This window comes from Zoogloea sp. (assembly GCF_041904905.1).
In the GTDB taxonomy this organism is placed as follows: Bacteria; Pseudomonadota; Gammaproteobacteria; order Burkholderiales; family Rhodocyclaceae; genus Zoogloea.
Map to the genome: position 1 here is coordinate 1 of NZ_JAYRMI010000057.1, position 26576 is coordinate 26576.

A 26576-nucleotide genomic window follows, 5' to 3' on the forward strand; every position below is an offset into this window, starting at 1 on the left:
CCCCTGTGGCGGATGAACCGCGCCGACAACACCCTGATGCTGTCCTCCTATCACCTCACGCCGGGCAACGGCGCGGGTTACATCGAGGCGCTGGAGCGCTTCGACCCGGCGATGATCCAGGCCTACCCCTCGTCGGTGGGCTACCTGGCCCGCTGGCTGGCCGAGCACGGGCGCCACTACCGCGGCAAGTCGCTGCGCGGCATCGTCACCTCGTCGGAGACGCTGCGCCCCGAAGAGCGCGCGATCATCGTCGAGCGCTTCGGCTGTCAGGTGTTCGACTGGTACGGCGCCTTCGAGCGGGTGGCCGCCATCGGCACCTGCGAGCACGGCCACCTGCACGTGATGGAGGACTACGGCTGCGTGGAGTTCGAGCCCAACGGCGACGGCACCGCCAACCTCATCGCCACCGGCTTCGGCAACCGCCTGATGCCTTTCCTGCGCTATCGCGCGGACGACCGGGTGGTGCTCGCCGAGCCGGATTTCGCCTGCCCCTGCGGGCGCAGCTTCCGGGTGGTGAAGCAGGTGCTGGGGCGGGTGGACGACGCCATCCGCACCCCCGACGGGCGCCACGTGGTGATGCTGGACTGGATCTTCTCCGGGCTGTTCGGGCTGGTGGAGGCCCAGGTGGTGCAGGAGCGCCTGGACGAAGTGGCGATCCGCATCGTGGCCGGCGCCGAGTTCGGCCATCGCGACGAGCAGGCGCTGCTGCAGCGCGCCCGGGAGCGCCTGGGCGAGCAGGTGATCGTGAGAATCGAGCGTGTGGCGGACATTCCGCGCACGCGCAATGGAAAGTTCCGGCAGATCGTGAGCCGGATCGGTGGGAGTGAAGAAGTCAATGTCCAATCTTAATCAGGTCGGGTGGTACTGGAACCGCCTGCGTTGTATGTCCATCGCCGAGATCATGGGGCGGGCCAGCTCCAGCGCCACGCTGGCGATGGAGCGCCGCAAGGCGCCCGCCGAGGTGCCGGCCTTCCGCCTCGACCGGCAGGGGGCCCGCTGGCTGCCCCGGGAGCTGCCGGAGCCGACCGCCGCCATCCTGCAGCGGGCCAACGAGGTGCTCTCCGGCCACTGGCGGATCTTCGCCAACGACGCGGTGAACCTGGGCTTTCCGCCCGAATGGAACCGCAACCCGGCCAACGGGGCGCTGCTGCCGCTCAGCTACGGCAAGACCATGTCCTTCCGCGACCCGGCCCAGACCGGCGACATCAAATACCTGTGGGAGCCCAGCCGCCACCTGGAGCTGGTGTGCCTCGCCCAGGCCTGGCAGCTCACCAGCGACATGCGCTACCTGGAAGGCATCGGCACGCTGCTGGAGAGCTGGTTCGTGCAGTGCCCCTGCGGGCTGGGGCCCAACTGGGCCAGCGCGCTGGAGGCCGGCATCCGGCTCATCAACTGGTCCATCGCCTGGCAGCTCATCGGCGGGCTCTCGTCGCCGCTGTTCCAGCACCCGGTGGGCAAGGTGCTGCGGGCCGACTGGCTCAACAGCATCTGGCGCCACGCCGAGTTCATCCGCGGCCACCTGTCGCGCCACTCGTCGGCCAACAACCACCTGATCGGCGAGCTGGCCGGGCTGTTCGTGGCCGGCTCCACCTGGCCCTACTGGGAAGACGCCAAGCTGTGGCGCCGCGTCTCCCGCGAGGGGCTGGAGCGCGAGGTGCTGATCCAGAACGCCCCGGACGGGGTGAACCGCGAGCAGACCACCGCCTATCAGCAGTTCGTGTGGGATTTCCTGCTGCTTGCCGGGCTCGCCGCCCGCGCCACCGGCAAGCCGTTCTCCGACGCCTACTGGTCGCGCATGGAGGCGATGCTGGTGTACGTGGCCGCGATCATGGACAGCAGCGGCAACGTGCCCATGTTCGGCGACGCCGACGACGGGCGGGTCTCGGGCTACTCCCTCGGCGCCGGCGGCTGCGCCTTCCAGAGCCAGCTGGCCACCGGCGCGCTGCTCTTCGAGAACCCCTCCCTGGCCCGCAAGGCCGGGTTTGTGGACCCGCGCACCCGCTGGCTGCTGGGCAGCGAGGCCTGCACCCCTTTCGACGGCCTGCTCCTGAAGGCCGCGCCGGCCACCACCCGGGTGGATTTCCCGGACGGCGGCGTGTATGTGCTGGGCTGCCATCTGGACACCCCCGACGAGCTGCGCCTGGTGGCCGACGCCGGGCCCCTGGGGCTGGGCGGCATCGCGGCCCACGGCCACGCCGATGCCCTGTCGTTCACCCTGTCGGTGGCGGGCCGGGAGTTCCTCGTCGATCCGGGCACCGGCACCTACCACGGGCCGCGCGCCTGGCGGGACGGCTTCCGCGGCACGGCGATGCACAACACCTTGTCCATCGCCGGTGAGGATCAGGCCGTGTCGGGGGGCAAGTTCATGTGGGTGCGCAAGTACCGGACCACGGTGATCGAGCGGGAATCCGCCCGTCTGGTGGACCGCCTGGTGGCGGAGCACGACGGCTACCGGCGCCTGCCGGGGCGGCCGGTGCACCGGCGCAGCTGGGAGCTGGACCGGCTGGGCGATCGGGTCACGATCCGCGACGAGGTGCACGCGGGCTGTGCCCAGCGGGTCACGCTCCACTGGCATTTCAGCGAAGCCTGCAACGTCACCTGCACGCCGGACGGGCTGCTGGTGACCAACGGGCCGGTGTGCCTGTCGATGATCCTGCCCGCCGACGGCGAGGTGAGCATCCTGCACGGCGCCGACGAGCCGCTGGCCGGCTGGGTCTCCCGGGGTTACGACCGCAGATCGCCAAGCACCACCGTGGAGTGGCGCGGCACCCTTGAACCGGGGATGGGCGTCGAGACGATCCTGCGCCGGATCTGAGCCGCGCTCAGGCCTGCGGGAAGAACAGGGCGATCACCGCCGGCATCTCCGCCTGAACGGCGGCGCGGATCTGACCGATCCGTTCCACGGTCATCTCCAGGGTGGCGGCGGTCATCGGGTCCATCCCGGCGAGGGCCGCCTGGTCGGGGTCGTCCTGCCCTTCGGTGGCCACCACCCGGTTGGCCAGGTGGAGCAGGGCGGCTTCGGTGACGTGCTGCCCGCCCATCGCCGGCCGGAGCTGCGCCCCGATGGCGGTGGCGAAACCGTTCGGCAGGTGCCATGCCGACGCCAGGGCGGCGCCCACTTCGGCGTGGTTGCAGCCGATGTGGTCAAGTTCGGCCTCGTGGAGGGGGATCTGGCGGATGAGGGCGGTCTCGAGCGCCGCCGACGCTCCCTCCGGGTTGGCCTGGTACATCACCAGATGGCCGATGTCGGCCAGCAGGCCCTCCACGAACATCCGCTCCGGGTCGCCCATGCCCAACTGCTTGGCGCCCGCCCGGGCCGCCAGCCCCCGGAAGATGCAGTCCTGCCAGTAGCGGGTCATGTGCATCCGCGCCGGACGGATGCCGGCAAAGGCGCCGATGATCGCGGTGCTCAACACCAGATCGTGCACCTGCTGCATGCCCATCAGGTTCACCGCCCGGGCGACCGTCTCCACCTTGCCCGGAAAACCGTAGAGCACGCTATTCACCACTCGCAGCACCCGCGCCGTGATGGCGGGGTCGCCCGCCACGGCGTCGGCCACCTGATGGATCGAGCTGTCCGGATCGTCCAGCAGCTCCCGGATGCGGTGGTAGGCGGCCGGCAGGCTGGCGAGCTTTTCGATGCAGGCGACGAGTTCCTGGGGGGTAGACATGATCGTTGGCGGCAGGCGAGTGCGGGAGACGAAGTCATTTACGGCGGTCCGGCAGGCCGCTTTAGGGGTGGCACCATGGTCACAACCCAAAATGGGGGAGATAATCCACAGGCGGCCGACTTCGGCCGTCCGGCGACCGGCAATTGCGCACATTGCCGCTCCGATAGGCGGCGAGCGCGTCGGGTCGGCTTGCTATGCTTTCCGGCGATGGTCGATGCCCCGCGGGGCCGGCCCGGTTCGTCGAGCTAGAAGAGAAGGTTTTCTTGATGAAGCTACTGAGCTGGAACATTCAGTGGGGACGCGGTGCGGACGGCGAGGTGACCCTCGCCCGCACGGTGGCGGCCATCCGCACCCTGGGTGATTTCGACGTGATCTGCCTGCAGGAAGTGGCGGTGGGGTTTGCCGGCCTCCAGGGCGGCATCGCCGTCGATGGCGTGGCGCGCCTGAGCGAGGCCTTTCCGGGCTACAGCGCGCATTTCGTGCCGGCGGTGGATTTCCCGGATGGCTCCGGCGGACGCAGCCAGTTCGGCAACCTCACCCTCAGCCGCCTGCCGGTGGGGCAGGTGTTCCGTCACAGCCTGCCGCGCCCGCCGGAAGAGGGCGTGCCCAGCATGCCGCGGGCCTGCCTCGAGGTGGTGGTCGATGCCCCCGGCGGACCGGTGCGGGTGCTCAACACCCACCTGGAGTACTACTCCCGCGTCCAGCGCATGACCCAGATCGCCGCGCTCCACGCGCTCCAGTGCGACGCCATGCGGCTTGCCGCCGGCGAGGCCCCGGCGCCGGACGAGGACAAGGAGGATTCCCCCTTCGCGGTGTGGCCGCGGCCGGTGTCGGCGGTGATCTGCGGCGACTTCAACTGCGAGCCGGGCAGCCCCGAGTATTACAGAATGATCGCCCCGATCGGCGCAGATGTATCAGGTTGGGAAGACGCCTGGCGCGCATGCTACGGCGACATCCCCCACCTCAACACGGTGGGCCTCAACGGCGCCGAGTGGCCGGACCGGCCTTACTGCTGCGATTATTTCTTCGTGAGCGCCGACCTGGTGGACCGGGTGGAGGCCGTGGCGGTGGATCAGGCCACGGCGGCGTCGGACCACCAGCCCATCAAGCTCACGCTGAACTGAGCGCCCCGGCGCAGCCCGCCACGGAACGACGGCCTTGCGTGCGGCATCTGCCGCGGCAGGGCCGTCGGGCGTTTACAGGGGGGCGAGCTGTTCCCGGTAGCGCTGGGCGTTGTTCACGTAGCCATCGGCGCTGGCCTGGAGCTTGGCGATTTCGTGGTCGGTGAGTTCGCGGATGATCCGGCCGGGCGAGCCGCACACCAGCGAGCGGTCGGGGATCACCTTGCCTTCGGGGATCAGGGAGTTGGCGCCGATCAGGCAGTGCTTGCCGATGACCGCGCGGTTGAGCACCACCGCGTTGATGCCGATCAGCGACCCGTCGCCCACCGTGCAGCCGTGCAGCATCACCTTGTGGCCCACGGTGACGTTGCTGCCGATGGTGAGCGGCACGCCGTCGTCGGTGTGGAGCACCGAGCCGTCCTGGATGTTGGTGTTCTCGCCGATGGAGATCGGATCGTTGTCGCCCCGCAGGATCGCACCGAACCAGACATTGACGTTGCGGGCGAGGTGCACGTCGCCGATCAGGGTGGCAGTATCGGCAACCCAGACGCCCTCCTGCAGTTGCGGGGTGTGCTCTCCAAGGCGGTAGATCGGCATCTTTTTTATCCTGTTATGGTTGAATTCCACCCGTGCCGCCGAATGGCCGGGTGAAGAGCGCGCCATAATAACAGGGTGACGCTCGAGTGCAAGGGGACGGGCGGCCTTTTTGCCACACTTTCGGTAAGCGAAATAAGGGCTTAGATGCGGCGCCGCGGGCTCGCGGCGGGGCAGGGGAAGGAGGAATCGACATGTTCGGGAACGGCGTGGATGGGAGGCAGGGCGATGGCGGGTGATCTCGATACCCTTGCAGGGTTGGCGACGGCCTTCCGGGACGCGCGGGACTGGTCCCAGTTCCATTCCCTGCGCAATCTCATCGTGTCGCTCAACCTGGAGGCCGGCGAGCTTCTGGAGCTGACCCAATGGAAAACCGACGACGAGATCGCCGCCATCCCCGCCGATCTCCACGCCCGGGAGGCGCTGGAGGACGAGTGCGCCGATGTGCTGCTGTATCTGCTGCTGATTGCCGACCGGGCTGGCATCGACCTGGACGCCGCCACCCGGGCCAAGCTCGCCAAGAACGAGGCCAAGTATCCGGTGGCGCGCTTCCGGGGTTCGCGCCGGAAGTACGACGCGCCCGAATGAACGCCGGGGAGGCGTGCCGCCGGCCGAGGTGTTAGCATCGCGCCCCTGATCTTTCGACCCTTGCCGCCCGCTCGCCCGGGTGCAACCGCCATGCTGAGTTACCGCCACGCCTTCCACGCCGGCAACCACGCCGACGTGCTCAAGCACTTCGTCCTCGTCCAGGTGCTGGAGTACTTCAACCAGAAGGACAAGCCCTATTTTTACATCGACACCCACGCCGGAGCGGGCTGCTACGCGCTGGACGAGGCCTTTGCCCGCAAGAACGCCGAGTACGAAGAGGGCGTCGGCCGCCTGCTCGGGCGCAAGGACGTGCCTTCCGAACTGAAGGAATACCTGCGCGTGGTGCGCGACCTCAACCCCGGCGGCAAGCTGCGGCTGTATCCGGGCTCGCCGTGCTGTGCGGCGCCGCTGATGCGCCCGGACGACAAGATGCGCCTGTTCGAGCTGCACCCGGCCGACAGCCGCCTGCTGGCCAAGACCTTCGAGAACGCGGGCAGCCAGACGCTGGTGCTGGAGCAGGATGGCTTCACCGGCATCAACGCCTTCCTCCCGCCGCCCACCCGCCGCGGGCTGGTGCTGATCGACCCGCCCTACGAGGTGAAGACCGACTACCGTACCGTGCTGACGATGATGAAGGAGAGCCTGCGCCGCTTTCCCACCGGCACCTACATCGTCTGGTACCCCAAGCTCCACAGCATGGCCTCGCGGGAGCTGCCCGAAAAACTCAAGCGCCTGCCCATCACCAGCTGGCTGCACGTGAGCCTGGACGTGCAGAAGCCGTCGGACGACGGTTTCGGGATGCACGGCAGCGGGCTCTTCATCGTCAACCCGCCGTGGACGCTGCCGCCCGTGCTCAAGAAGGTGATGCCTTATCTGGTGCAGGTGCTGGGCCTCGACGAGGGCGCCGGCTACCAGCTGGAATCCGAGATCCCCTGAACGACCCAGCCCGGCCGGACGCAGAAAGCAAGAAGCCCCGGGCGACCGGGGCTTCTTGTTGAAGTACGCAATCGGCAGCGCGGGGCTGCCCCGGCGGCCTTACAGCAGGTGCATCTTCTTGGCGGCTTCGGTGAGCTGGCCGCGGAAGTCCGGGTGAGCGATGGCGATCAGCTCCTTGGTGCGCTGCTTGGCGGTCTTGCCGCGCAGCTGCGCCACGCCGAACTCGGTCACCACGTAGTTGATGTCGTTCTTGCTGGTGGTGACGTGGGTGCCCGGGGTAAGCGTGGGAACGATGCGCGAGATGGTGCCGTCCTTGGCGGTGGAGGGCAGCACGATGAAGGCCTTGCCGCCCTTGGAGCGGTTGGCAGCCCGCACGAAATCGGCCTGGCCGCCGGTGCCGGAGTAGGGCAGCGGGCCCAGGCTCTCGGAGCCGCACTGGCCGAGGAAGTCGATCTCGAGGGTGGCGTTGATGCACATCAGGTTGTCGTTCTGACCGGCGATGTACGGGTCGTTGGTGAAGTCCACCGGGTGCATCTCGACCATCGGGTTGCGGTCGAGGAACTTGTAGAGCTTCTTGGAGCCGAGGGCGAAGGTGGCAACCATCTTGCCGGGCATGAAGTTCTTGCGGCGGTTGTTGACCGCGCCGGACTCCAGCAGGGTGAGGATGCCGTCGCCGACCATCTCAGTGTGGATGCCCAGGTCGTGCTTGTGGGTGAGCTGCATCACCACCGCGTCGGGGATGCCGCCGTAGCCGATCTGCAGCGTGGAGCCGTCGTCGATCATGTCGGCGACGTACTTGCCGATGGCTTCCTGGACGGGCCCGATGGTGGGCAGGCCGACTTCCAGCACCGGCTCATCGTTCTCGACCAGCGCGGTGACCTGGGAGATGTGGATGTGGCAGTTGCCGTAGGCGAAGGGGACGTTCGGGTTGACTTCGATGATGACGGCGCGGGCCTTGCGGACGGCGGCCATCGTGTAGTCGGGGGCGAGACCGAGGGAGAAATAACCGTGCTCGTCCATCGGGGAGGCCTGGGTGAAGACCACCTCGGCGGGCATCAGGCCACGGTCGATGAGCTGCGGCATCTCCGAGAAGTAGCTCGGGTGGAAATCCACCACGCCTTCGCGGAAGCCCGGACGGGTTGCGCCGCTGAAGAAGTAGGCGACGTGACGGACGTGATCGGCGGTGGTCGGATCGAGGTAGCCGAACTTGCGTACGGCCAGGATCTGGGACACCTTCACGTCGCGGAAATCGCGACGGTGTTCGGACAGCGCGGTGAGCAGTGCGGGCGGTTCGGCTACCGCGGTCGGCACGACGATGGTGTCGCCGTTATGAACGTTGCGGATTGCCTCGGCCGGAGTCACGCGCTTGGCGGCGTATTGCGCCTGGACGGTCATCTGTTTATCTCCCATGGTCATCGTTATAGCGCAGCATTAAACCACGGCTTGAAGCCGCGATTTGTACTCGATTGTATAGCTCGGGAGCGGCCTGGAATCTGGCCTGGATCAAGGAAATGGAGTGGGTTTCTGGGGTTCAGGGCAGGGCCGAACGGTTGCGCCCGAGGCAGGTGCGGTGACGGCTGTCCACGCGCTCGGCGAACCAGCCGGTGGTGAGCTTGCGCTGGATCTTCGGGCTCTTCAGGTCGATCTGCGGCATGGCCTCGCGGGGCACCGGTGCGCCGGCGGCGGTGTCGGCCAGGGCGAAGACCCGGGCATACAGCGCGGTCTGACCGAAGGCGGCGGTCTTCTCCAGGCGCAGGTCGCGGATCAGGGCCTCGCGGGGCAGGCCCAGGCGGCTGCCGATGGCACCGAGGGCCGACAGGGTGGCGCTGGGCTCGGCGGCCGGCGCGCCATCCTTGTAGCGCAGCAGGTCGCCATCAAGCGCCAGGGCTTGCCCGCTCAGGCGGGCGACCGCCGACTGGAAGGCGGCGTTGCGGCTGCTGTAGCGGCCGGCATTGAAATCGGCAAAGCGGTAGAGGAGCTTGCTGTAGGGGGCGGGGTAGTCGAGCAGGATGGCGATGCCGAAGTAGACGCCACCGCGACGGGTGAAGACTTCGTTGCGCACGGAATCCCGGCGCGGATAGGGGTAGGGCTTCTCCCGGACCTGCTCTTCGGCAAAGGCGACGCTGACCTGCATCGGCCCGCCGGTGCGCACGGGGTTGAAGCCGCCCAGCAGGGAACGGCCGTTGGGTAGCTCGGAGATCATGTCCTCGAACAGTGCGTTCATCTGCTTCTCGGTGCGCAGGCTGTCGATGCGCGCCTTGTAGCTGCGGCCGTCGGGACTGGTCTTGAGGAGGGCGGCGTCCACCAGCAGGCGGGGCAGGTGGAGCTTCTCGCGGCGGGCGTCGATCTCTTTCCAGACGATCTGGGCGAGCCCGGGCACCGCGGGATCGGCCTGGAACGTGGATTCCTGCTCGATCACCGCGACGGCCGCGCAGATGGTGTCCGGCGTGAGGGGCAGGCGCAGGCTGGCGAAGGCGGTGTGGATGTCGGCGGCCCAGCCGTCCCGATCCTTGACGTAGGGAGGCAGGAACCCGGCGACCAGGGCGCGGCCTTCCCGCTCGCCAAGGGCTGGTGGCATTGCCGGACGCGGCAGGGCCAGCGGCGGCAGCGATGGCTGCGGTGGCAAGGTGGCGGGCGGCAGCGGGGCCGGGCGGGGCGCTTCGGGCTGAGGAGAGGCGACCGGCGGCAGGGCGGGGCGGCCGGGCGGGGGCGGCAGGCTGGGCGATGGGCGGGATTCGACCGGGCCTGGGCTCGCGCAGCCACCCAGCAGGATGGTGCCGGCGGCCAGGGCCAGGGCGGCGCGCGCGGCGATGCGGCGGATCACGATCCGCCGGCGGACTTTTCCGCTTCGGCGATGCGGCTCAGGCTGCGGGTGTAGAAGGCGGCGTAGCCGAGGCCGACGAGGGCCATGATTCCCGTGAGCAGCACTGCGCCTTCCATCGGCTGGCCGGCGATCACGTTGGCGACGAAGGAGTATCCGAGCACCAGCGCAGCGGCAAAGCCGCCGACGATGCGGACGAGGGCAAAGGTCTTCTGTTGCTTGAGGGTGGGCGTGGCCATGGGGCGTCGTTCGGTGAAAAGCCGGCTTGACGCGCGAGGATCGGGCTTCCGGCCCCGAGCGTCAAGCCGGCTATCGGTGGGTCAGAACAGGGCGCGTCCGAGCCAGTAGCCGCCGGCTGCGATCAGCGCCGAGCAGGGGATGGTGAGCACCCAGGCCCACACGATGCTGCCGGCGATGCCCCAGCGCACGGCTGCGGTGCGGCGCACCGAACCCACGCCGACGATGGCGCCGGTGATGGTGTGGGTGGTGGAGACCGGAATGCCCAGGCCGGTGGCCAGGAACAGGGTGATGGCGCCCCCGGTTTCGGCACAGAAGCCGCCGACCGGCTTGAGCTTGGTGATGCGCTGCCCCATCGTCTTGACGATCCGCCAGCCGCCGAACAGGGTGCCCAGGCCGATGGCCATGTAGCACAGCACGACGACCCACGACGGAACCGGGTCGCCTTGGGCGGTGACGCCGGCGGCGAGCAGCAGCATCCAGATGATCCCGACGGTCTTCTGCGCATCGTTGCCGCCGTGGCCCAGGCTGTAGAGCGCCGCCGACACCAGCTGGAGGCGACGGAACCATTTGTCGACCTTGCGCTGGGTCTTGTTGCGGCAGATCCAGGCCACGATCACGAGGATGAGCGAGCCGAGGATGTAGCCGAACAGGGGGGAGATGATGATGAAGGCGACTGTCTTGCCGATCCCGGCGCCGATCAGCGGGTCTGTGCCGGCCTTGGCGATGGCCGCGCCGACGATGCCGCCGATGAGGGCGTGGGAGGAACTGGACGGGATGCCGTAGTACCAGGTGACGATGTTCCAGGCGATGGCGCCGAGGAGCGCGCCGAAGACCAGGTAGTGATCGACCACCGAGGGGTCGATGATGCCTTTCCCGACGGTGCTGGCCACCTTCAGCTGGAAGATGAAGAGGGCGATGAAGTTGAAGAAGGCGGCCCAGGCGACAGCCTGATGGGGCTTGAGGACGCCGGTGGACACGACGGTGGCGATGGCGTTCGCCGCGTCGTGGAAGCCGTTCATGAAGTCAAAGACGAGCGCGACGACAACCAGGCCGGCAATGACCCAGAAACCGATCTGTACGGATTCCATGGCGATGCTCAGGCGTTTTCCAGCACGATGCCTTCGACGATCTTGGCGACGTCCTCGCAGCGATCGGTGATCGATTCGAGTTGTTCGTAGATGGCTTTGAGCTTCATGACCTGCAGCGCGTCGCGCTCGTCGCGGAACAGCCGCGACATGGCGCTGCGCATGATGCGGTCGGCGTCGGTCTCGAGGCGGTCGATCTCCTGGCACGTCTGCAGCACGGCGCTGGCGTTGTCCATGTTGGAGATGAGGCCGACGACGATCTTGACCCGGGTGCAGCAGGACAGGCTGACGTTGGCCAGTTGCTGCGCTTCGGGGGTGATGCGCTGGATGTGGTAGAGCGTGGTGCACTCGGCGACGTCCTGGACGGTGTCGAGGATGTCGTCCATGGCGTTGATGAGGCTGTGGATCTCGTCGCGGTCGAGGGGGGTGATGAAGCTCTTGTGAGCTTGGGCGACGGTCTCGTGAGTGATCTTGTCGGCGAGTTGTTCGATCTCTTCGATCGCGGCGATGTGCTTGTCGGCACCGCCCAGGTCGTCCATCAGGGCGACCAGTTCCTGAGCGCCAAGAACGATCTGCTCGGCGTGGCTGTTGAAAAGTTCAAAAAAACGGCCCTCTTGGGGCAGCAGGCGTCCGAACATAGTTTATTTGTTGCAGGAGGATGACTGTAATCTGAATTTTAACAGAGCCCCGCCGCTTCGATGCACCGGAATGAGGCGGGGCTTCTGATCCTCGTCAGAACTTGGGCTTTTTGGGGCCTTTGAAGCCGCCGGAGAAGCCGCCCGGCGGGCCGTCCGTGCGGAAGGGCTTCTTCGGCGGGGCGCCGCGTCCGGCGCCGGCGGGGCGTCCGCGCTCACGGCCGGCCTCTTCGGGGCTGGCGAGGCGCAGGTTGAGGGGTTGCTGGCGGACCCGGGCGCGACGCAGGATCTGGACGATGTCGTTGGGCAGGTCGGCGGGCAGCTCGACCGTGCTGTAGTCCTCGAACAGGTTGATCTGGCCGATGAAGCGGCTCTCGATGCCGGCCTCGTTGGCGATGGCGCCGACGATGTCCTTGGGGCTGGCCATGTGCTCGCGGCCTACGTCGATGCGGTAGCGGGCGAGACGGCCTTCGGCGTAGTCGCGGCGGCGCTCGAGGATCTCGCCGCGGTTCTCGCGGGGCTCGCGGGCCGGACGGTCGGGCTTGCCGGCGGCGAGCTGGGCGATGTCGGGCCTGCCGGTATCGGGCATCTGCAGCGGGCGATCCTTCTGGGCGAGGAAGGCGAGCGCGGCGGCGATCTCGTGGGCGCTGGCGTCGTGCTTTTCTTCGATGCCGGCGATCACATCCAGGAAGAAGCTCAGATCTTCGGATTCGAGGACTTCGCTGACCTGCTGGCGGAAGGCGGCGACGCGTTTGTCGGCGACGGCTTCGCGGCTGGGCAGCTTGAGCAGCTCGATGGGCTGCTTGGTGGCGCGCTCGATCTGGCGCAGGAGGTGGTTCTCGCGCGGGGCGACGAACAGGATGGCGTTGCCGGCGCGCCCGGCGCGGCCAGTGCGGCCGATGCGGTGGACGTAGGCTTCGGTGTCGTAGGGGATGTCGTAGTTGATGACGTGGCTGACGCGGGGCACGTCGATGCCGCGGGCGGCCACGTCGGTGGCGACGACGATGTCGAGGGTTTCGTTCTTGAGCTGTTCGATGACCCGCTCGCGCAGCTGCTGGGTCATGTCGCCGTTGAGGCAGGCGGCAGCGTAGCCGCGGGCTTCGAGCTTTTCGGCGAGTTCGACGGTGGCGGTCTTTGTGCGCACGAAGACGATGGCGGCGTCGAAGTCGTCTTCGACTTCGAGGATGCGGGTGAGCGCGTCGAGCTTGTGGGCGCCGGCGATCTGGAGGTAGCGCTGCTTGATGGTGGAGACGGTGGCGGTGGCGGCCTTGATCTTCACTTCCTTCGGGTCGCGCAGGTAGCGGTGGGCGACGCGGCGGATGGCGTCCGGCATGGTGGCCGAGAACAGCGCGGTCTGGCGAGCGGTGGGGGTGTGCTCGAGGATCCACTCCACGTCGTCGATGAAGCCCATGCGCAGCATTTCGTCGGCTTCGTCGAGGACCAGGGTGGTGAGGTTGTCGAGGTTGAGGCTCTTGCGCTCGAGGTGGTCCATGACCCGGCCGGGGGTGCCGACGACCACGTGGGCGCCGCGCTGGAGCTGGCGCAGCTGGACGACCATGCTCTGGCCGCCGTAGATGGGCAGCACGTGGAAGCCGGGCATCTTGCTGGCGTAGCGCTGGAAGGCTTCGGCGACCTGGATGGCGAGTTCGCGGGTGGGGGTGAGCACCAGCACCTGCGGGTTGCGCTGGGCGAGGTCGACGCGGTCGAGGGCGGGGAGGGCGAAGGCGGCGGTCTTGCCGGTGCCGGTCTGGGCTTCGCCGAGGATGTCGTGGCCGGCGAGGAGGTGCGGGATGCAGGCGGCCTGGATGGGCGAGGGGGTTTCGTAGCCGATCTCGGTGAGGGCGGCCAGAATCGGCGCCTGGAGGTCGAGCTGATCGAAGCGTTCGATGGGAGCAGTCATGGGAGCGGGGGGCGCGGGCCGGGTGGAGGGTGAAGCGGTCTTGGGCCCGGGGCGTTAAGGCGGCTTCAGCAAAACACTCAATTTTACCGCAAGCGCGCCCCGCCGTCCCGTTGCTTGAGGAAAGTCAGCGCTTTGGGACGGTGCCGGCGTCCTGTCCGAACAACACTTTCCTGGCTTCGTCGCTCATCGGCGGCTGGTTGGGGTTGATGCGCTGGGCGATGTCGTAGGCCCGCGCGGTGGCCGGGCGCCGGCCGATGGCGTGGAACCAGCGCTTGAGGTTGGGGAAGTCGTCGAGGTGCTGGCGCTGGCGCTCGTGGGGGACGATCCAGGGGTAGCAGGCCATGTCGGCGATGGTGTAGTCGTCGCCGACGATGAAGGCGCGGTCGGCGAGGCGGCGGTCGAGCACGGCGTAGAGGCGGGCGGTCTCCTTGACGTAGCGGTCGATGGCGTAGGGCACGGGCTCGGGGGCGTACTGGGTGAAGTGGTGGTTCTGCCCGGCCATGGGGCCAAGGCCGGCCATCTGCCAGAACAGCCACTGCAGGGTGTCGACGCGCTGGCGCAGGTCGGTGGAGAGGAAGCGGCCGGTTTTTTCGGCGAGGTAGAGCAGGATGGCGCCGGATTCGAAGATCGGGACGGCTTCGCCGCCGTCGGCCGGGGCGTGGTCGACGATGGCGGGGATGCGGTTGTTGGGGGCGATGCGAAGGAAGTCGGGCTGGAACTGCTCGCCCTTGCCGATGTTGATGGGGTGGAGCGTGTAGGGCAGGCCAGTCTCTTCGAGGAAGAGGGTGATCTTGTGGCCGTTGGGGGTGGTCCAGTAGTAGAGGTCGATCATCGGGGGTGTCCTTCAGGCGGAGGGGCGGCGTTCGGCGGCGAGCACCCAGGCAGGGTCGAGGTCGCGGATCGGCACGCGGGGGTCGGCGGGGATGCGCCCGGCCAGCTGCAACTGCAGGTAGCGCAGGCAGGAGACCCGCAGGAAGGAGGTGAAGTTCGTGCTCTCGTCGAGCCGGCCGCTGAGGGTGAGTTCGTCGTAGAGCCGCCCGAGGAGCTGGGGGACGCTCAGGCCGTCGCGGGCGCCGATCTCGCCGAGCACCTGCCAGAACAGGTTTTCGAGGCGCAGGCTGGTGGCTACGCCGTGGAGGCGGATCGAGCGGCTGCGGGTGGCGTAGAGCTCAGGGTCGGCGTTGATGAAGACTTGGCACATCGATTCGGCTCGAGACACGGGAAGCCCCCGTCAGCCCATTGTAGGTGCTGCGGGGGCTGCTTGCGGCGGTGGCGTGCTTCAGTCGATGCGGGTGCCGAGCACCGCCAGGAACTGGGCGATCCAGGCGGGGTGGGCGGGCCAGGCGGGCGCGGTGACCAGCTTGCCGTCGGTGATGGCCTGGTCCACCGGGATGTTGGCGTAGGTGCCGCCGGCAAGCTCGACCTCCGCCTGGCAGGCGGGGTAGGCAGAGCAGGTGCGGCCTTCGAGCACACGGGCGCCGGCGAGGAGCTGGGCGCCGTGGCAGATGGCGGCCACCGGCTTGTCGGCGGTGAAGAAGTGGCGCACGGCGGCGATCACCGCGGGGTTCATGCGCAGGTATTCGGGGCCGCGGCCGCCGGGGATCACCAGGGCGTCGTAGTCTGCCGGGTCGATGGTGGCGAAGCTGGCGTTGAGGGTGAAGTTGTGGCCGCGCTTTTCGGTGTAGGTCTGGTCGCCTTCGAAATCGTGGATGGCGGTGGCGATGGTGTCGCCGGCCTTCTTGTCCGGACATACGGCGTGCACGGTGTGACTGACCGCCTGGAGGGCCTGGAAGGGCACCATGGTTTCGTAGTCTTCGCAGAAGTCGCCGCAGATCATCAGGATTTTCTTGGCCATGTCTTGCTCCGTCGGGGTGGATGGGAAACTGTGAGCAAAGTGTGGCCGTGCGCTGGCCGGGGCGGGTGGTAGCCGGTTACCGCGCGAGGGTTTGCCAGCCGGGCGGCGGGTGCGCATCATGGCGTTTTCGGGAGGGCGAGGATGATGGAGTTTGCGATTGTGCCGCCGGCGCAGGCGGCGATACCGGTGGCGGGGAGCGCGGCGGTGTTTCCGGTGCGGCGGATCTACTGCGTGGGGCGCAACTATGCTGCCCACGCCCGCGAGATGGGCGCCGACCCGAGCCGCGAGGCGCCGTTCTTCTTCTGCAAGCCGGCCGACGCGGCGGTGCCGGTGGTGCCCGGGGTGCCGACCGCGCTGCCGTACCCGGCCAGCACGAAGGATTTTCACTATGAGGCGGAGCTGGTGGTGGCCATCGGCCTGGGCGGTGCCGACATCCCGGTGGAGGCGGTGCCGGGGCACATCTGGGGCTACACGGTGGGGCTCGACATGACCCGCCGCGACCTGCAGGCGGCGCTCAAGGCGAAGGGGCATCCGTGGGAGGCCGCCAAGGCCTTCGACCGTTCGGCGCCCATCGCGCCGCTGGTGCCGGTGGCAGCCTGCGGCCATCCGCAGGCGGGGGCGATCTGGCTGACGGTGAACGGCCGGCGTCGTCAGCAGGGCGATCTGGGGGAGATGATCTGGTCGGTGGCGGAGATCGTGGCGCGGCTGTCCACGCTGTTCCGGCTGGAGCCGGGCGACCTGATCTTCACCGGCACGCCCGAAGGCGTCGGCCCGGTGGTGCCGGGCGATGCGATCGAGGCGGGGGTGGAGGGCGTGGGGCGGCTGGCGCTGGCGATTGCCTGATGGGCAGCTGAGGGTCAGCCCAGATCGCTGCGGTGGGCGTCGGCCCAGCAGTTGGGGGTTTCGTAGATGCGCACCTGCTCGAGCCGGACGTGGTTGTTGTACGCGCCGGTGTAGAGCGGGTCGAGGATGCGGAAGGCTTCGACGGCCAGGTTTTCGGCGGTGGGCACCACATCGAGGATCACCGTCTTGTGGCCCGGGATGGACTGGAGGAAGCTCACCACCGCGGTGTCGCCCCGGTAGGCCAGGAAGGCGTGATCCCAGACGTCCACGACGTGCCGTTTGGCGATGGCCTTGACGTCGCCGAAATCGAGCACCATGCCGTTGGCCGGCAGGCCGTCGGCGCGGATGATGTCGCCCGACAAGGTGATCTCCAGCACGTAGCGGTGGCCGTGCAGGTGACGGCACTGGCTGGCGTGGTCGGGAATCCGGTGGCCGGCGTCGAACTCAAGGCGGCGCGTGATCTGCATGGGCGGGGGCCCGGGTGCGAGGTTCCGGGCAGGAAAAAAGGTCCCGTATTATACGCGCCTCGTTTTTGCACCTGGATAGCGCCATGAAAACCCCCGGGCAGATGCTCACGGTCACCGACCACAATCGCAGTTTCAGCAGTCTGACCTACGTGTATCCGGTGGTGTCGCGCCGGGCCGGCGGGGTGTCGGTGGGAATCAACCTCAACCCCAACAACGCCTGCAACTGGCGCTGCGCGTACTGTCAGGTGCCCGGGCTGGTTCGCGGGGCTGCGCCGGAGATCGATGTGGCGCTGCTGGAGGCGGAGCTGCGCGGGTTTCTGGCGGAGCTGTGCAGCGGCCGTTTCATGGAGGAGCACGTGCCGCCCGAGGCGCGGGCGATTCGCGACATTGCCTTCTCGGGCAACGGCGAACCCACCGGCAGCAAGCGCTTCGAGGAGATCGTCGGACGGGTGATCGTGGCGCGGGACGAGGCCGGGCTGGCTTCGGTGCCGGTGCGACTCATCAGCAATGGCAGTCTGCTCGACCGACCCTATGTGCAGGCGGCGCTGAGGCGCCTGGCAGCGGCGGGCGGCGAGGTGTGGTTCAAGCTCGACGGCGGGACGAGCGACGACATCCGCCGAATCAACGGCGTTGAGGTGGAGCCGCGCAGCCACGCCCGGCGGCTGGCCTTGAGCATGTCGTTGTGCCCAACCTGGGTACAGACGTGCCTGTTCGGCTGGGATGGCGCGCCGCCATCGCAGGATCAGATCGAGAATTACCTGGAAATGCTGGAGTTCGCCCTGGACGAAGCGCGCAAGATAACGCCTTCAGCTGCGCTGAAGGGCATCCTGCTGTATGGCGTCGCACGGCAATCCTTCCAGCCAGAGGCCGAACGGATTCAACGCCTCTCACTGGACGAACTGGAGTCGATCGCCAGTCAGGTGAAATCCAGGCTGGGGAAGGAAGGACTGACCGTGACGGTCAGTCCTTGATCCCGTCAAAATCAGGCGCTCAGTGCGACACGCGCTCCTTGCGCTTGGCGCGAGCTTCCTTCTTCAGGGTCTTGAAAAGCTCGGGGTTGGTGGCCTTCAGGTACTCGACAACTTCGACGTCGTCCTTCTTGATCTTGGTGATATCGACCTGCTCGATGTGCACCAGGCGAAGCAGGGCCTGAACCGGGCGGGGGATGTTGCGGCCGCTCTCGTAGCGCGAGCCACCGCTCTGGGTAACCCCGATCTTGGACCAGAACTGGGACTGGTTCATGCCCAGCTTGCGGCGGATTTCACGGACATCGACTTTTTCGGTGGTTTTCATCTCTTTGTTCCTCAAGGGTTTGACTCTGTTCGTTATTAACAACGGCATCGCCGTCGTTTTCTATAACTTTCGTTATATGTCGGAAAGTATAGATTACTACTCGCAACACATACAACGGTATATTTGGATGGGCTAGGGTTTACCACACGGATTTTATGTGACGAGATGCACATCGATCCAGCAAAACGTCAAAGCTGCAAGAGTTCGCGTTATCCGCTAATATCACGCGCTTTCCACATCCTCATCTTCTTAGAAGTCAAGATGGCGCTCATAGTTCAGAAATATGGCGGCACTTCCGTCGGAAACCCCGAACGGATCAAGAACGTGGCCAAGCGGGTCGCGAAGTTCCATGCCCAGGGACACAAGATGGTGATCGTCCTCTCCGCCATGAGCGGCGAGACCAACCGTCTGATCGCCCTTGCCAAGGAGGTCAGCGCGAATCCCAGCCCCCGCGAACTCGACGTGGTGATTTCCACGGGCGAGCAAGTGACCATCGGCCTGTTGTGCATGGCACTTGAGGAAATGGGCATCAAGGCGCGCAGCTACACCGGCGGCCAAGTGCGCATCCTCACCGACAGCGCCTTCACCAAGGCCCGCATTCTGGACATCGACGGCGACAACATCCGCCGCGATCTCGATGCCGGCGCAGTGGTGGTCGTGGCGGGCTTCCAGGGTGTCGATGAGGTCGGAAACATCACCACCCTCGGTCGCGGTGGCTCCGACACCACCGGTGTGGCGCTTGCTGCCGCGATCCAGGCCGACGAGTGCCAGATCTACACCGACGTGGATGGCGTCTACACCACCGACCCGCGCGTCGTGCCGGAGGCACGCAAGCTGGACACCATCACCTTCGAAGAGATGCTGGAAATGGCCAGCCTCGGCTCCAAGGTGCTGCAGATCCGCTCCGTGGAATTTGCCGGCAAGTACAAAGTCAAGCTGCGGGTTCTCTCCTCGTTCCAGGAGGAAGGCGAGGGCACCCTGATTACCGTTGAGGAAGACAAGAACATGGAACAGCCGATCATCTCCGGCATTGCTTTCAACCGTGACGAAGCCAAGATCACCGTGCTGGGCGTCCCCGACAAGCCGGGCATCGCCTACCAGATCCTCGGTCCGGTGGCCGACGCCAATGTGGACGTGGACATGATCATCCAGAACGTCGGCCACGACGGCACCACCGACTTCTCGTTTACGGTGAATCGCCCGGACTACGACAAGGCGATGAAGATCCTCGAAGGGGTGCAGTCCCACATCGGCGCCCGCCAGATCAGCGGCGACCGCACGATGGCCAAGGTGTCCATCGTCGGCGTCGGCATGCGCTCCCACCCGGGCGTGGCTTCCCGCATGTTCCGCACCCTGGCGGAAGAGGGCATCAACATCCAGATGATCTCCACCTCGGAGATCAAGATTTCCGTCGCCATCGACGAGAAATACCTCGAACTGGCCGTCCGCGTGCTGCATCGCGCGTTCGGCCTCGATCAGGCTGCTGCTTGATTTGACAGACACCCCGCTGTTGCCTATAATGGCGGGCTGTTGCGGAGAGTTGGCCGAGAGGTCGAAGGCACTCCCCTGCTAAGGGAGCATGCGAGCCAAAACTTGCATCGAGGGTTCGAATCCCTCACTCTCCGCCAAGACCTAGCTTCAAGCGCAAAGCCCTGAGAAATCAGGGCTTTTTGCTTTTATAGGTCTGCTTGGCTCGATGAGTATACTTCATCGCTTTCCCCAGACTCCCCCATTTTTAACCATCAAATCCCAAGCTTTGGTGGTTTTCTGGTGGTTTTTAAAGGAGCCTTCTCGTGGACGCAAACGATGTCCTGAAGCACTTACAGTTACAGTTTCCTGGGCAGTATGTGCTCTTCGCGCCTGACCTCGCTCAGGTACTTGGTAAGTCTGAGAAGGCGCTCTCGCACCTCATCGCTAGACAGCAGCTCCCATTCCAGGTGAAGTCGCTCGGGGGAAAAAAGTGTGTGGACCTCTTTCAGATTGCAGATTGGCTAGCCACGAATGATTGTGCATCGGAGGATGAGGCTCCACTGCCGGGCGGGCGGCAGAAAGCGGCAGGAGTACGGAGCCGTCGGGGTGCGTCAGGCACCCGGTCTGGCATCGGCGCGAAACTGATGGAGATGCGCTTGGGTGCAGCGCGCGCCTTGGTTTGCAACTTGACTGCTTCGCGAACGGATGAACAAGAGTTCATCGTGGCCTTGGCCGATAGTCTGGCATTGTTTCAAAATCTTCCGGCCGCTGCCTACACTGTCTATGCGGTGTGGTGGGAGAGCATCAGCGGGAGCCTGGTTTCCAGCGAGACGCGTTGTCATTGTGGTTGTGCTGATGAAGTCAGGGCAACGCTCGACAGACTCAAGCTTCAACTCTCGGCTGCGGTGGCTGCGAGAATCGTCGTTCGTCAGGGGCGGAAAGAGTTGTACTGCACGCAACTACGAGACACGGGAGATTGGCTCGTGCGGCAAGATGAACTCATTGGCTAACCACCACCCTCCACCTGCGGCGTGCCGCCGGCTCGTTTGGTGAGTCAAACGCTACTTACAAGTCGCTGTCTATAAAGAACCCTCGCCAAAACGGAGCCATCTACGCCATCTAGCTGCCCTGGCCAGCCAAGTCTTGGTCTACGGTATTGCTTCTTGTTGGATGCTGTATAAAAATACAGTATCCAACAAAGGGGGCGAGCCATGATTCGCACTGTCTGCCCGGGCTGCCACAGCCCGTTATCCAGCAATGAACTTGAGCAAGCCACCATCGATGGGCGTCACTGCTTCGTCTGCCCGGAGTGTCTGATGGTTCTGCTGACTGAGCCTGCCGATGAGCAGCTAACCCAGCACCAAGAGGAAGCCTTGTCACATGCTTGAGCTGGGGGCCCAGGTTGGGCCGGGCATCTTCGTCCCCTTGGCACAACCACCTCAGTTGGAGCTGCCGCTCGACACGGTAAAGGTTTCTGCGGGCTTCCCCAGCCCCGCGGCCGACTACGAAGAAAAACGGCTCGACATCAACGTGTATCTCGTACGCAACCCAGTCAGCACCTTCTTCTTCGCGGTGGAAGGGGACTCCATGCAGGGGGCTGAGATTTTCGATGGCGACATCCTGGTCGTCGACAAGAGCGTTAGGCCGGTTCATGGCCACATCGTTGTCGCATTCATCGACGGGGAGCGCCTTGTAAAGCGGCTTTACCGACGAGCTGGTCGCGTTGCGCTTGTAGCAGAGAATCCCGCGTATCCGACGCTGGAAGTCGCCGAAGGTCAGGAGTTGCAGGTCTGGGGCGTCGTCGTGGGGAAGTTTAAACGCTTCGGGGTCTGAGCCGGCATGTCAGTGTTTGCGCTCGTCGACTGCAATAATTTCTACGCTTCCTGCGAGAAGCTGTTCAATCCGAAGCTGCGCGACATACCCGTGGTCGTGCTTTCGAACAATGATGGCTGCGTCGTAGCCCGGTCAGCCGAAGCAAAGGCCCTAGGCATCCCTATGGGCGCGCCCTGGTTCAAGTTGAAAGACGAAGCTAGGCGTCACGGGATAGTCGCGTGCAGCTCGAACTACGAGCTCTACTCGGACATGAGCAATCGCTGTGTCGAGGTTCTATCCGCGTTTACCCCAAACCTGGAGGTGTACAGCATTGATGAGAGCTTCCTGGACCTCTCCGGTTTTGAACGAGTGGGCTACCAAGCGTATGGCCAGCAGATACGACAGCGGGTCGCTGCTTGGCTTGGGCTGGCAGTTTGCGTTGGTATAGGTCCGACCAAGACGCTTGCGAAGCTGGCCAACCACTGCGCCAAGAAAGAGCTGGCTGGTGCCGAGGGCGTCTGCGACCTCACCGCGATGACGGCTCCTGACCTGACGGCCCTGTTCAGTCGAATCGATGTGTCCGAAGTCTGGGGTGTTGGCCGAAAGCTCAGTGCTCGTTTGGCCGACATGGGCATTGAGACGGTTCAACAGCTGTATGCCGCGGATGCTGAAACAATCCGCGCCAGGTTCTCCGTGGTGCTCGAACGCACTGTGAGAGAGCTACGAGGGGTCTCTTGCCTGAGCCTAGAAGAGATTGTTCCGGACAAGCAGCAAATCATGAGCAGTCGCTCGTTCGGGACGCTCATCTACGACCTCGCGGAGCTCGAAGAGGCCGTGGCCACCTACATCAGTCGGGCCGCAGAGAAGCTCCGCAATCAAGGCTCCTTGGCGGGCGCTGTGCAGGTCTACATCCGTACGAACGTCTTCAAACCCGAGGTGCCGCAGTATCAGCGCTGCATAGCTATTCCGCTCCCAGAAGCCACCTCTGACACTCGCGTGCTTACGCAATGGGCGTTGCGTGTCCTGAAGCGAATCTACCGCCCTGGTTTTGGCTATCACAAGGCTGGAATCACGTTGCTGAACCTCACGCAAACCGCAAACCAGCAGTTTTCCCTGCTCTCCGGTGAAGGAGGCGCAGGTGATGTGCAGTCGAGGCAGCTCATGGGAGCCCTTGATGCTATCAATGCTCGCTATGGCCGGGGAACGCTGCGTCTGGCAGCAGAAGGTATCGAGAAATCCTGGAAAATGCGTCGTGGAAACCTATCCCCTGGCTACACGACAGACTGGCATGGACTTCCGGTAGTGCGGGCAAAGTGAGGACAAGGTTCCCTCATCTGCGATGCCTTGCAAGACAGGAACTCCCCGATGGGGGCTAAACGCAGCTCAAGCAAGAGCGTACCTAGCCAAGTGCAGGCCCACCGGCGATATTCGTCGAAGGGGGCATGCTTGAAGCTGTTGGCGGCGACAAGCTACTTTCTCGACTCCATGCCTTTCGTCAGATGAATCTGGGTGCCTATCTTTCACAGTCGTCCTTGAGGGCGCCAGAGAACTTTGCCATGAGTGCGAAATATCGCGCTAGTTGACCACTGACTCGCACCACAATTGTCCAGGGAAATCGGTTGCCTGACCATCTTCAAGTCATCCGGCGGCAACCGGCCAAAAGCTGCACCCGCATCCTTCACAAGGGCCGACCCCTATACCCAGCCGGAGGAGACTTTGGCTCTTTGGGAGCTTTGGTAGGCGCTATTGACTTGAAGAGCGACGGGTCAACTTCGAAGACGCTCACTGCTACTTGATGATTGCCATGTGTGTGGGCAATAAGGCGCTCATGCTTTGGCAATGGCGCCTGCGCTGTCGACCCACCGAACTCGCCTGAATTAGCTAACGCTACGGGCTGGTACATGTGGAAGTGCAGCGCCGCAATCATATTGTCGAAAGTCTGCACGTCCTGATTAAGTGCCGCAACCAAGAACATGTCCGACCGGTCTCGAAGGTCCGCGATTAAGTCGAGGTCAGTGGCGTCGAAGCAAATCGCGGCCGCGATTCTGGTGCGTGTTTTCGCTCCGACCGGCAGTTCTACCAACGTTACATGAGGACGATAGCCTTTGATGCCCATCTTGTCTTCCAGCTTCATTGGATGACGCTTGCCTTGCCAGACGTACTGGAAGCTGCGCCCATGGCCCGGTGATTCGGTGCGAATGAGCCACAGCCCTTGGTTTACGGTGCCGCCAGCCTTGGTTGAATGCACAAATGTCAGGCCTGTGAAGATGGTCGCCTTCAGCTTGTCTGAGAGCCTTCTCAACAGGCGGACATGTTCGGGATGAACCGCTAGTTCTGGAAAGAGAACAATGTCCACGATAGGGCCACCATCCTCAGAGCAGCCTCTGCCTGCAGGCCTAGCAGACGCCCAGGTTTTCAGCTTCTGATAGGTTAGTCGACAGACCTCCGCCAAGTGGCGCCGATGTTCTGCAAGCACCCCCTGTGTCCAATGCAGCGGGTCCTTGACGTCGAACTCATCGAGGCGAGGTCGCATCGGTTGGACGATAGCTACACGCAGCTTGCGGTCCACCAAAGGTGCATCGTCGTCGACAGGCACAACATACATCGGCGTATTGCTTCGGCTGCCGAAAAGGGTTCGCTGCACGGCAATACGCTTTTCCACTAGGGCAAGCAGTTCCCCGGCTGTTTGCACGTCGCCAGCGGCCGCTGCGTCGTTAGCGCGGAAATCAACCCCAGGCCATTGAAGCAAAGTAGACAAGAACCCTGACAGCCATGGAGACAAGGGTGCAGGCTCCTCGTGCAATCCTCGACCAGAGTTTAACAATCCGAATCGCCGCTTGAACCAAGTGCTTCGCAAGCCCGTATATTTACCTATGTCCTCGGTGGCGAGGTAGCGACGACTTGTGAAGTCGAATTCACCCGTGAGTGCAGCGCGTAGAATGCGTCCGAGCCCATAAAGCCATGCACGCTCTTTCGTCACCCACGGAGGATTGGCGTAGAGCGGGTTTGACGATTTAACGGGCGGTAAGAGGTGAATTGAAAGAAAACTATCCGAGTCCGGCATCGCATGGAGGCGAGACCAGTCCTCGCACTTCAGCTCGATGCGGCAGGCACTCAACCCCTCAGCGAGATGAGTCTCGATATCACGATGCCGTAGCAGGGCTGCGGCGAGCATGAGGACTCCGTTCTCTTGGGCAAACAGGTTGTCTGACTCGTTCATAAGATGCAGCAGGGGTCTAACGCTTTTGGCTGCCCCGTTGCTGCGACGTAAAGTCCCCTTGTGCCGGCTTGCTTCCAGCAACCCGGGTGGAACAAATCCTCGCCATGTTGGGGTTTTGCGTCCATTCAGTGCGGCTACTATCAGGTCTGGGCGATGGAGCGCGACTGTTCGCACTACATCAGCTTCAGTTGTCTCGTCATTCGATTGCCGTAATTCATCGGTCAGCCACGCTCCGAACCGACGCGCATTGGGATGGAGTTGCTGTACCACAAGAGCCAAGGGGACAACCTCCTTCAATTTAGTCCCCCAGGCCGGCTCATACATAGCAGCGCGCTGAAGCAGCATATAGGGCTCTAACAACGCGTCGTTCTCTGAGGCGGAAGCCAACGAAACGTCGTCAATCGATGCCAAGAACAGTCGTGCCTGCTGACGCAGGTACCAAGGTGACGTGGGATGCTCCAAAAGAATGCGCCTGGCTAGAGCGCTTAGGTCCTCTCTGTACCCACGAATATCAACCGCTTCTGGGTATTCTTCAGCATCTCGGAAACCGGTCTCTACGGCCCCTGCGCGGAGGAGGTCCGCCAAGACATACTCGACGACCTTCACTTCTCTTGACTGGTTTGCATTCAAGCTCGCCGGTGCAGAGAAAAGCTTCACGCACAACGCCTCAACTACTGGAGCCAACAAACGCGGATGTGGGAACAGGTCGAGGCCACATCGCAGCAGCAGGACCAAGGCTGGATTTTCGGCCCAGCACTTGATAAGCCTCCGGGCGGTCGATTCGAATTCATGGGCCAGCACCATTCCTTGCGTTACCCGCTCGCTCAATGCCTCGTCCGAATCTGCTCGACTGTCGGTGTCAGTCATCGCCAATCGATGGCGCATGAGCTGAGCGAGCCTAGTTGCGACGAAGCGCTTCACCGTGTCGTCTCGCACATCGGTATTGGGCACCGCCACGGTCGCAAGGGTTAAACGTGAAGGGCGGGGTTCGTCGGCACCTTCAATTTCCTCTGACATCCAGAGCAGTCCATCAAGCCCTCCTGCCGCCTGCGTTAGTGACTCGAGGTCGAAGGTCCCGCTCAGTTCTGCGTTGAGCATCTCCATCAAGGCCGACATGTGGCTCTGGGCGGAGATTGCACGATACGATGTTACGGTACATTTGTACGGTGACAGTTCTAAGGTTGTCTGCGCGCCAATAAGCCGGCAGTGTTCTTTCAGCTCATTGCTTATGAAGTCTTTGACCTGTGCCAGAACGGCTCCCTGACCGAATCCACTTGGACCACTAGGGGCCTCGACAACCAATCGCATGTCATCTACGTATCGGCAGTAGTCCAGCAGCTTGATGTCTGCGTGGATGTCTTTTCCTTGCGCTGCCACCTGATGTAATTTGCGGTCGAATTGGACTAGGTAAGCGTTGGCGAGAAAGCCTGAAGCTACCAGCCCCTGCGGTAAGCCGAGTGCAAGTTCTTCCTGGCTGTCACCACTAACCAGTTCGGCATGACACTGGTCATCCTCCCGCCACTTCCAACTGAAGACACTGGCTGCTCGCTGCCAGAATAGCTCGTCTGCGGTCAGGCGGTCTGGCAAGCGGTATGTTTTCCTGTGTGCGGCCTCTAACCCGCGCAGTTCGTTTAGCAGGGCCTCTCGGTCAACTTTGTCGAAGAATGACTTGATGTCGAGAGACACTACGAACAACTCTCGCCGGGCGGCGAGTTGAGGCATCAACTCGGCACAAACCCGGCGCGGCCGTGCCAGAAAGGTACGATAGTCCTGAAAATACTGGCGATAGGTGCGGCTGTTGCCCCACGAAAATTTCGCACGGGGTTTGATACTTGGCATTGCATCCCAAGTGCAATGCAGACGATTGCCATAGCTCACCACCCCTTGGGCGCGCATCGTGAATCGCCCCGGGTTTCGCGGAGGCTCCCACTCTTGAGAAGATGGAGCCATGAAGAAGACAACGAAATACGCCCCGGAAGTGCGCGAGCGTTCAGTGCGGATGGTGTTCGAGCAGCGCAGCGAGCA

Annotated in this window: 24 protein-coding genes, 1 tRNA gene and 1 pseudogene; 12 read left to right on the forward strand and 14 right to left on the reverse strand. The window is 64.4% G+C overall.

Features of this window, described 5'->3' with window-relative positions:
• Nucleotides 1–849, forward strand: a pseudogene (locus ACE3N6_RS14415) (phenylacetate--CoA ligase family protein); the annotation flags it as partial.
• The gene (locus tag ACE3N6_RS14420; RefSeq protein WP_374246473.1) at nucleotides 836–2815 is read left to right on the forward strand and encodes an alginate lyase family protein; all 1980 of its coding nucleotides are present in this window, start codon (nucleotides 836–838) and stop codon (nucleotides 2813–2815) included. The pseudogene ACE3N6_RS14415 and the gene ACE3N6_RS14420, both read left to right, overlap by 14 nt.
• A gap of 7 nt (nucleotides 2816–2822) precedes the next feature.
• Here ACE3N6_RS14420 and ACE3N6_RS14425 read toward each other — a convergent pair whose 3' ends face one another.
• A complete protein-coding gene (locus ACE3N6_RS14425) occupies nucleotides 2823–3671 on the reverse strand; it encodes an HDOD domain-containing protein (RefSeq protein WP_374246474.1) in 849 nt (282 codons plus the stop codon).
• A 266-nt stretch (nucleotides 3672–3937) separates the two neighbouring features.
• Here ACE3N6_RS14425 and ACE3N6_RS14430 point away from each other — a divergent pair, with 266 nt between their 5' ends.
• Nucleotides 3938–4795 (forward strand): endonuclease/exonuclease/phosphatase family protein, encoded by an 858-nt coding sequence (locus ACE3N6_RS14430; protein WP_374246475.1) that lies wholly within the window; start codon nucleotides 3938–3940, stop codon nucleotides 4793–4795.
• Nucleotides 4796–4867: 72 nt separating this feature from the next.
• Here the strand turns inward: ACE3N6_RS14430 and ACE3N6_RS14435 are convergent, their stop codons facing one another.
• Nucleotides 4868–5389: a gamma carbonic anhydrase family protein gene (locus tag ACE3N6_RS14435; RefSeq protein ID WP_374246476.1), complete on the reverse strand. Its 522-nt coding sequence runs from the start codon at nucleotides 5387–5389 to the stop codon at nucleotides 4868–4870.
• Nucleotides 5390–5614: 225 nt separating this feature from the next.
• On the opposite strand from ACE3N6_RS14435, the gene ACE3N6_RS14440 reads away from it, so the two are divergent.
• Both ACE3N6_RS14440 and ACE3N6_RS14445 read left to right on the forward strand, forming a co-directional pair.
• Nucleotides 5615–5974 (forward strand): nucleotide pyrophosphohydrolase, encoded by a 360-nt coding sequence (locus tag ACE3N6_RS14440; RefSeq protein WP_374246477.1) that lies wholly within the window; start codon nucleotides 5615–5617, stop codon nucleotides 5972–5974.
• A gap of 90 nt (nucleotides 5975–6064) precedes the next feature.
• Complete coding sequence (locus tag ACE3N6_RS14445; protein WP_374246478.1) at nucleotides 6065–6910, forward strand: 23S rRNA (adenine(2030)-N(6))-methyltransferase RlmJ; 846 nt, start codon at nucleotides 6065–6067, stop codon at nucleotides 6908–6910.
• Nucleotides 6911–7009: 99 nt separating this feature from the next.
• On the opposite strand, the gene ACE3N6_RS14450 is transcribed toward ACE3N6_RS14445, so the two are convergent.
• From ACE3N6_RS14450 to ACE3N6_RS14490, 9 genes are all read right to left on the reverse strand, one after another.
• Nucleotides 7010–8305, reverse strand: a complete 1296-nt coding sequence (locus ACE3N6_RS14450; protein ID WP_374246479.1) for an acetyl-CoA hydrolase/transferase family protein — start codon at nucleotides 8303–8305, stop codon at nucleotides 7010–7012.
• A gap of 136 nt (nucleotides 8306–8441) precedes the next feature.
• The gene (locus tag ACE3N6_RS14455) at nucleotides 8442–9734 is read right to left on the reverse strand and encodes a DUF1615 domain-containing protein (protein WP_374246480.1); all 1293 of its coding nucleotides are present in this window, start codon (nucleotides 9732–9734) and stop codon (nucleotides 8442–8444) included.
• Nucleotides 9731–9970: a hypothetical protein gene (locus ACE3N6_RS14460; protein ID WP_374246481.1), complete on the reverse strand. Its 240-nt coding sequence runs from the start codon at nucleotides 9968–9970 to the stop codon at nucleotides 9731–9733. Before ACE3N6_RS14460 ends, ACE3N6_RS14455 begins: the two co-directional genes overlap by 4 nt.
• Before the next feature lie 81 nt (nucleotides 9971–10051).
• Entirely contained in the window at nucleotides 10052–11059 is a 1008-nt protein-coding gene (locus ACE3N6_RS14465; protein WP_374246482.1) for an anion permease, read from the reverse strand.
• Nucleotides 11060–11067: 8 nt separating this feature from the next.
• Nucleotides 11068–11694, reverse strand: coding sequence for a DUF47 domain-containing protein (locus tag ACE3N6_RS14470; protein ID WP_374246483.1), 627 nt, complete (start codon nucleotides 11692–11694; stop codon nucleotides 11068–11070).
• A 94-nt stretch (nucleotides 11695–11788) separates the two neighbouring features.
• Entirely contained in the window at nucleotides 11789–13591 is a 1803-nt protein-coding gene (locus ACE3N6_RS14475) for a DEAD/DEAH box helicase (protein WP_374246484.1), read from the reverse strand.
• 124 nt (nucleotides 13592–13715) lie between these two features.
• Nucleotides 13716–14423 carry a glutathione binding-like protein gene (locus ACE3N6_RS14480; protein WP_374246485.1) on the reverse strand — a complete coding sequence of 236 codons (708 nt, stop codon included), beginning with the start codon at nucleotides 14421–14423 and terminating at the stop codon, nucleotides 13716–13718.
• A 12-nt stretch (nucleotides 14424–14435) separates the two neighbouring features.
• Nucleotides 14436–14792 (reverse strand): ribbon-helix-helix domain-containing protein, encoded by a 357-nt coding sequence (locus ACE3N6_RS14485; RefSeq protein ID WP_374246486.1) that lies wholly within the window; start codon nucleotides 14790–14792, stop codon nucleotides 14436–14438.
• A gap of 78 nt (nucleotides 14793–14870) precedes the next feature.
• Nucleotides 14871–15446: a DJ-1/PfpI family protein gene (locus ACE3N6_RS14490; protein WP_374246487.1), complete on the reverse strand. Its 576-nt coding sequence runs from the start codon at nucleotides 15444–15446 to the stop codon at nucleotides 14871–14873.
• 144 nt (nucleotides 15447–15590) lie between these two features.
• Here ACE3N6_RS14490 and ACE3N6_RS14495 point away from each other — a divergent pair, with 144 nt between their 5' ends.
• On the forward strand, nucleotides 15591–16289 hold the full coding sequence (locus tag ACE3N6_RS14495) for a fumarylacetoacetate hydrolase family protein (RefSeq protein ID WP_374246488.1): 699 nt from the start codon (nucleotides 15591–15593) through the stop codon (nucleotides 16287–16289).
• Between the two features lie 14 nt (nucleotides 16290–16303).
• Here ACE3N6_RS14495 and queD read toward each other — a convergent pair whose 3' ends face one another.
• Entirely contained in the window at nucleotides 16304–16756 is a 453-nt protein-coding gene (queD, locus tag ACE3N6_RS14500; protein WP_374246489.1) for a 6-carboxytetrahydropterin synthase QueD, read from the reverse strand.
• An 83-nt stretch (nucleotides 16757–16839) separates the two neighbouring features.
• On the opposite strand from queD, the gene ACE3N6_RS14505 reads away from it, so the two are divergent.
• Complete coding sequence (locus tag ACE3N6_RS14505) at nucleotides 16840–17727, forward strand: radical SAM protein (protein ID WP_374246490.1); 888 nt, start codon at nucleotides 16840–16842, stop codon at nucleotides 17725–17727.
• A gap of 19 nt (nucleotides 17728–17746) precedes the next feature.
• On the opposite strand, the gene ACE3N6_RS14510 is transcribed toward ACE3N6_RS14505, so the two are convergent.
• Nucleotides 17747–18049, reverse strand: a complete 303-nt coding sequence (locus ACE3N6_RS14510) for a DNA-binding transcriptional regulator (protein WP_153163469.1) — start codon at nucleotides 18047–18049, stop codon at nucleotides 17747–17749.
• Between the two features lie 261 nt (nucleotides 18050–18310).
• Here ACE3N6_RS14510 and ACE3N6_RS14515 point away from each other — a divergent pair, with 261 nt between their 5' ends.
• The 5 genes from ACE3N6_RS14515 (at nucleotide 18311) to ACE3N6_RS14535 (ending at nucleotide 22648) form a co-directional block, all read left to right on the forward strand.
• The gene (locus tag ACE3N6_RS14515) at nucleotides 18311–19540 is read left to right on the forward strand and encodes an aspartate kinase (RefSeq protein WP_374246491.1); all 1230 of its coding nucleotides are present in this window, start codon (nucleotides 18311–18313) and stop codon (nucleotides 19538–19540) included.
• Nucleotides 19541–19583: 43 nt separating this feature from the next.
• Nucleotides 19584–19677: transfer RNA gene (locus tag ACE3N6_RS14520), tRNA-Ser, on the forward strand.
• Between the two features lie 165 nt (nucleotides 19678–19842).
• Nucleotides 19843–20529, forward strand: a complete 687-nt coding sequence (locus ACE3N6_RS14525; RefSeq protein WP_374246492.1) for a hypothetical protein — start codon at nucleotides 19843–19845, stop codon at nucleotides 20527–20529.
• A gap of 370 nt (nucleotides 20530–20899) precedes the next feature.
• Nucleotides 20900–21352 carry a LexA family protein gene (locus ACE3N6_RS14530; RefSeq protein WP_374246493.1) on the forward strand — a complete coding sequence of 151 codons (453 nt, stop codon included), beginning with the start codon at nucleotides 20900–20902 and terminating at the stop codon, nucleotides 21350–21352.
• A 6-nt stretch (nucleotides 21353–21358) separates the two neighbouring features.
• Nucleotides 21359–22648: a Y-family DNA polymerase gene (locus ACE3N6_RS14535; protein WP_374246494.1), complete on the forward strand. Its 1290-nt coding sequence runs from the start codon at nucleotides 21359–21361 to the stop codon at nucleotides 22646–22648.
• 361 nt (nucleotides 22649–23009) lie between these two features.
• On the opposite strand, the gene ACE3N6_RS14540 is transcribed toward ACE3N6_RS14535, so the two are convergent.
• On the reverse strand, nucleotides 23010–26447 hold the full coding sequence (locus ACE3N6_RS14540; RefSeq protein WP_374246495.1) for an RNA-directed DNA polymerase: 3438 nt from the start codon (nucleotides 26445–26447) through the stop codon (nucleotides 23010–23012).
• Nucleotides 26448–26576 lie beyond the last annotated feature (129 nt).

What these genes read in the sequence shown, in the direction of transcription:
- ACE3N6_RS14490 (WP_374246487.1), bottom strand. Translation starts at nt 15,446, where the DNA reads ATGGCCAAGAAAATCCTGATGATCTGCGGCGACTTCTGCGAAGACTAC.
- ACE3N6_RS14515 (WP_374246491.1), top strand. Translation starts at nt 18,311, where the DNA reads ATGGCGCTCATAGTTCAGAAATATGGCGGCACTTCCGTCGGAAACCCC.
- ACE3N6_RS14425 (WP_374246474.1), bottom strand. Translation starts at nt 3,671, where the DNA reads ATGTCTACCCCCCAGGAACTCGTCGCCTGCATCGAAAAGCTCGCCAGC.
- ACE3N6_RS14540 (WP_374246495.1), bottom strand. Translation starts at nt 26,447, where the DNA reads ATGCGCGCCCAAGGGGTGGTGAGCTATGGCAATCGTCTGCATTGCACT.
- ACE3N6_RS14495 (WP_374246488.1), top strand. Translation starts at nt 15,591, where the DNA reads ATGGAGTTTGCGATTGTGCCGCCGGCGCAGGCGGCGATACCGGTGGCG.
- ACE3N6_RS14430 (WP_374246475.1), top strand. Translation starts at nt 3,938, where the DNA reads ATGAAGCTACTGAGCTGGAACATTCAGTGGGGACGCGGTGCGGACGGC.
- queD (WP_374246489.1), bottom strand. Translation starts at nt 16,756, where the DNA reads ATGCAGATCACGCGCCGCCTTGAGTTCGACGCCGGCCACCGGATTCCC.
- ACE3N6_RS14450 (WP_374246479.1), bottom strand. Translation starts at nt 8,305, where the DNA reads ATGACCGTCCAGGCGCAATACGCCGCCAAGCGCGTGACTCCGGCCGAG.
- ACE3N6_RS14480 (WP_374246485.1), bottom strand. Translation starts at nt 14,423, where the DNA reads ATGATCGACCTCTACTACTGGACCACCCCCAACGGCCACAAGATCACC.
- ACE3N6_RS14535 (WP_374246494.1), top strand. Translation starts at nt 21,359, where the DNA reads ATGTCAGTGTTTGCGCTCGTCGACTGCAATAATTTCTACGCTTCCTGC.
- ACE3N6_RS14445 (WP_374246478.1), top strand. Translation starts at nt 6,065, where the DNA reads ATGCTGAGTTACCGCCACGCCTTCCACGCCGGCAACCACGCCGACGTG.
- ACE3N6_RS14475 (WP_374246484.1), bottom strand. Translation starts at nt 13,591, where the DNA reads ATGACTGCTCCCATCGAACGCTTCGATCAGCTCGACCTCCAGGCGCCG.
- ACE3N6_RS14510 (WP_153163469.1), bottom strand. Translation starts at nt 18,049, where the DNA reads ATGAAAACCACCGAAAAAGTCGATGTCCGTGAAATCCGCCGCAAGCTG.
- ACE3N6_RS14530 (WP_374246493.1), top strand. Translation starts at nt 20,900, where the DNA reads ATGCTTGAGCTGGGGGCCCAGGTTGGGCCGGGCATCTTCGTCCCCTTG.
- ACE3N6_RS14485 (WP_374246486.1), bottom strand. Translation starts at nt 14,792, where the DNA reads ATGTGCCAAGTCTTCATCAACGCCGACCCTGAGCTCTACGCCACCCGC.
- ACE3N6_RS14465 (WP_374246482.1), bottom strand. Translation starts at nt 11,059, where the DNA reads ATGGAATCCGTACAGATCGGTTTCTGGGTCATTGCCGGCCTGGTTGTC.
- ACE3N6_RS14505 (WP_374246490.1), top strand. Translation starts at nt 16,840, where the DNA reads ATGAAAACCCCCGGGCAGATGCTCACGGTCACCGACCACAATCGCAGT.
- ACE3N6_RS14440 (WP_374246477.1), top strand. Translation starts at nt 5,615, where the DNA reads ATGGCGGGTGATCTCGATACCCTTGCAGGGTTGGCGACGGCCTTCCGG.
- ACE3N6_RS14470 (WP_374246483.1), bottom strand. Translation starts at nt 11,694, where the DNA reads ATGTTCGGACGCCTGCTGCCCCAAGAGGGCCGTTTTTTTGAACTTTTC.
- ACE3N6_RS14435 (WP_374246476.1), bottom strand. Translation starts at nt 5,389, where the DNA reads ATGCCGATCTACCGCCTTGGAGAGCACACCCCGCAACTGCAGGAGGGC.
- ACE3N6_RS14420 (WP_374246473.1), top strand. Translation starts at nt 836, where the DNA reads ATGTCCAATCTTAATCAGGTCGGGTGGTACTGGAACCGCCTGCGTTGT.
- ACE3N6_RS14460 (WP_374246481.1), bottom strand. Translation starts at nt 9,970, where the DNA reads ATGGCCACGCCCACCCTCAAGCAACAGAAGACCTTTGCCCTCGTCCGC.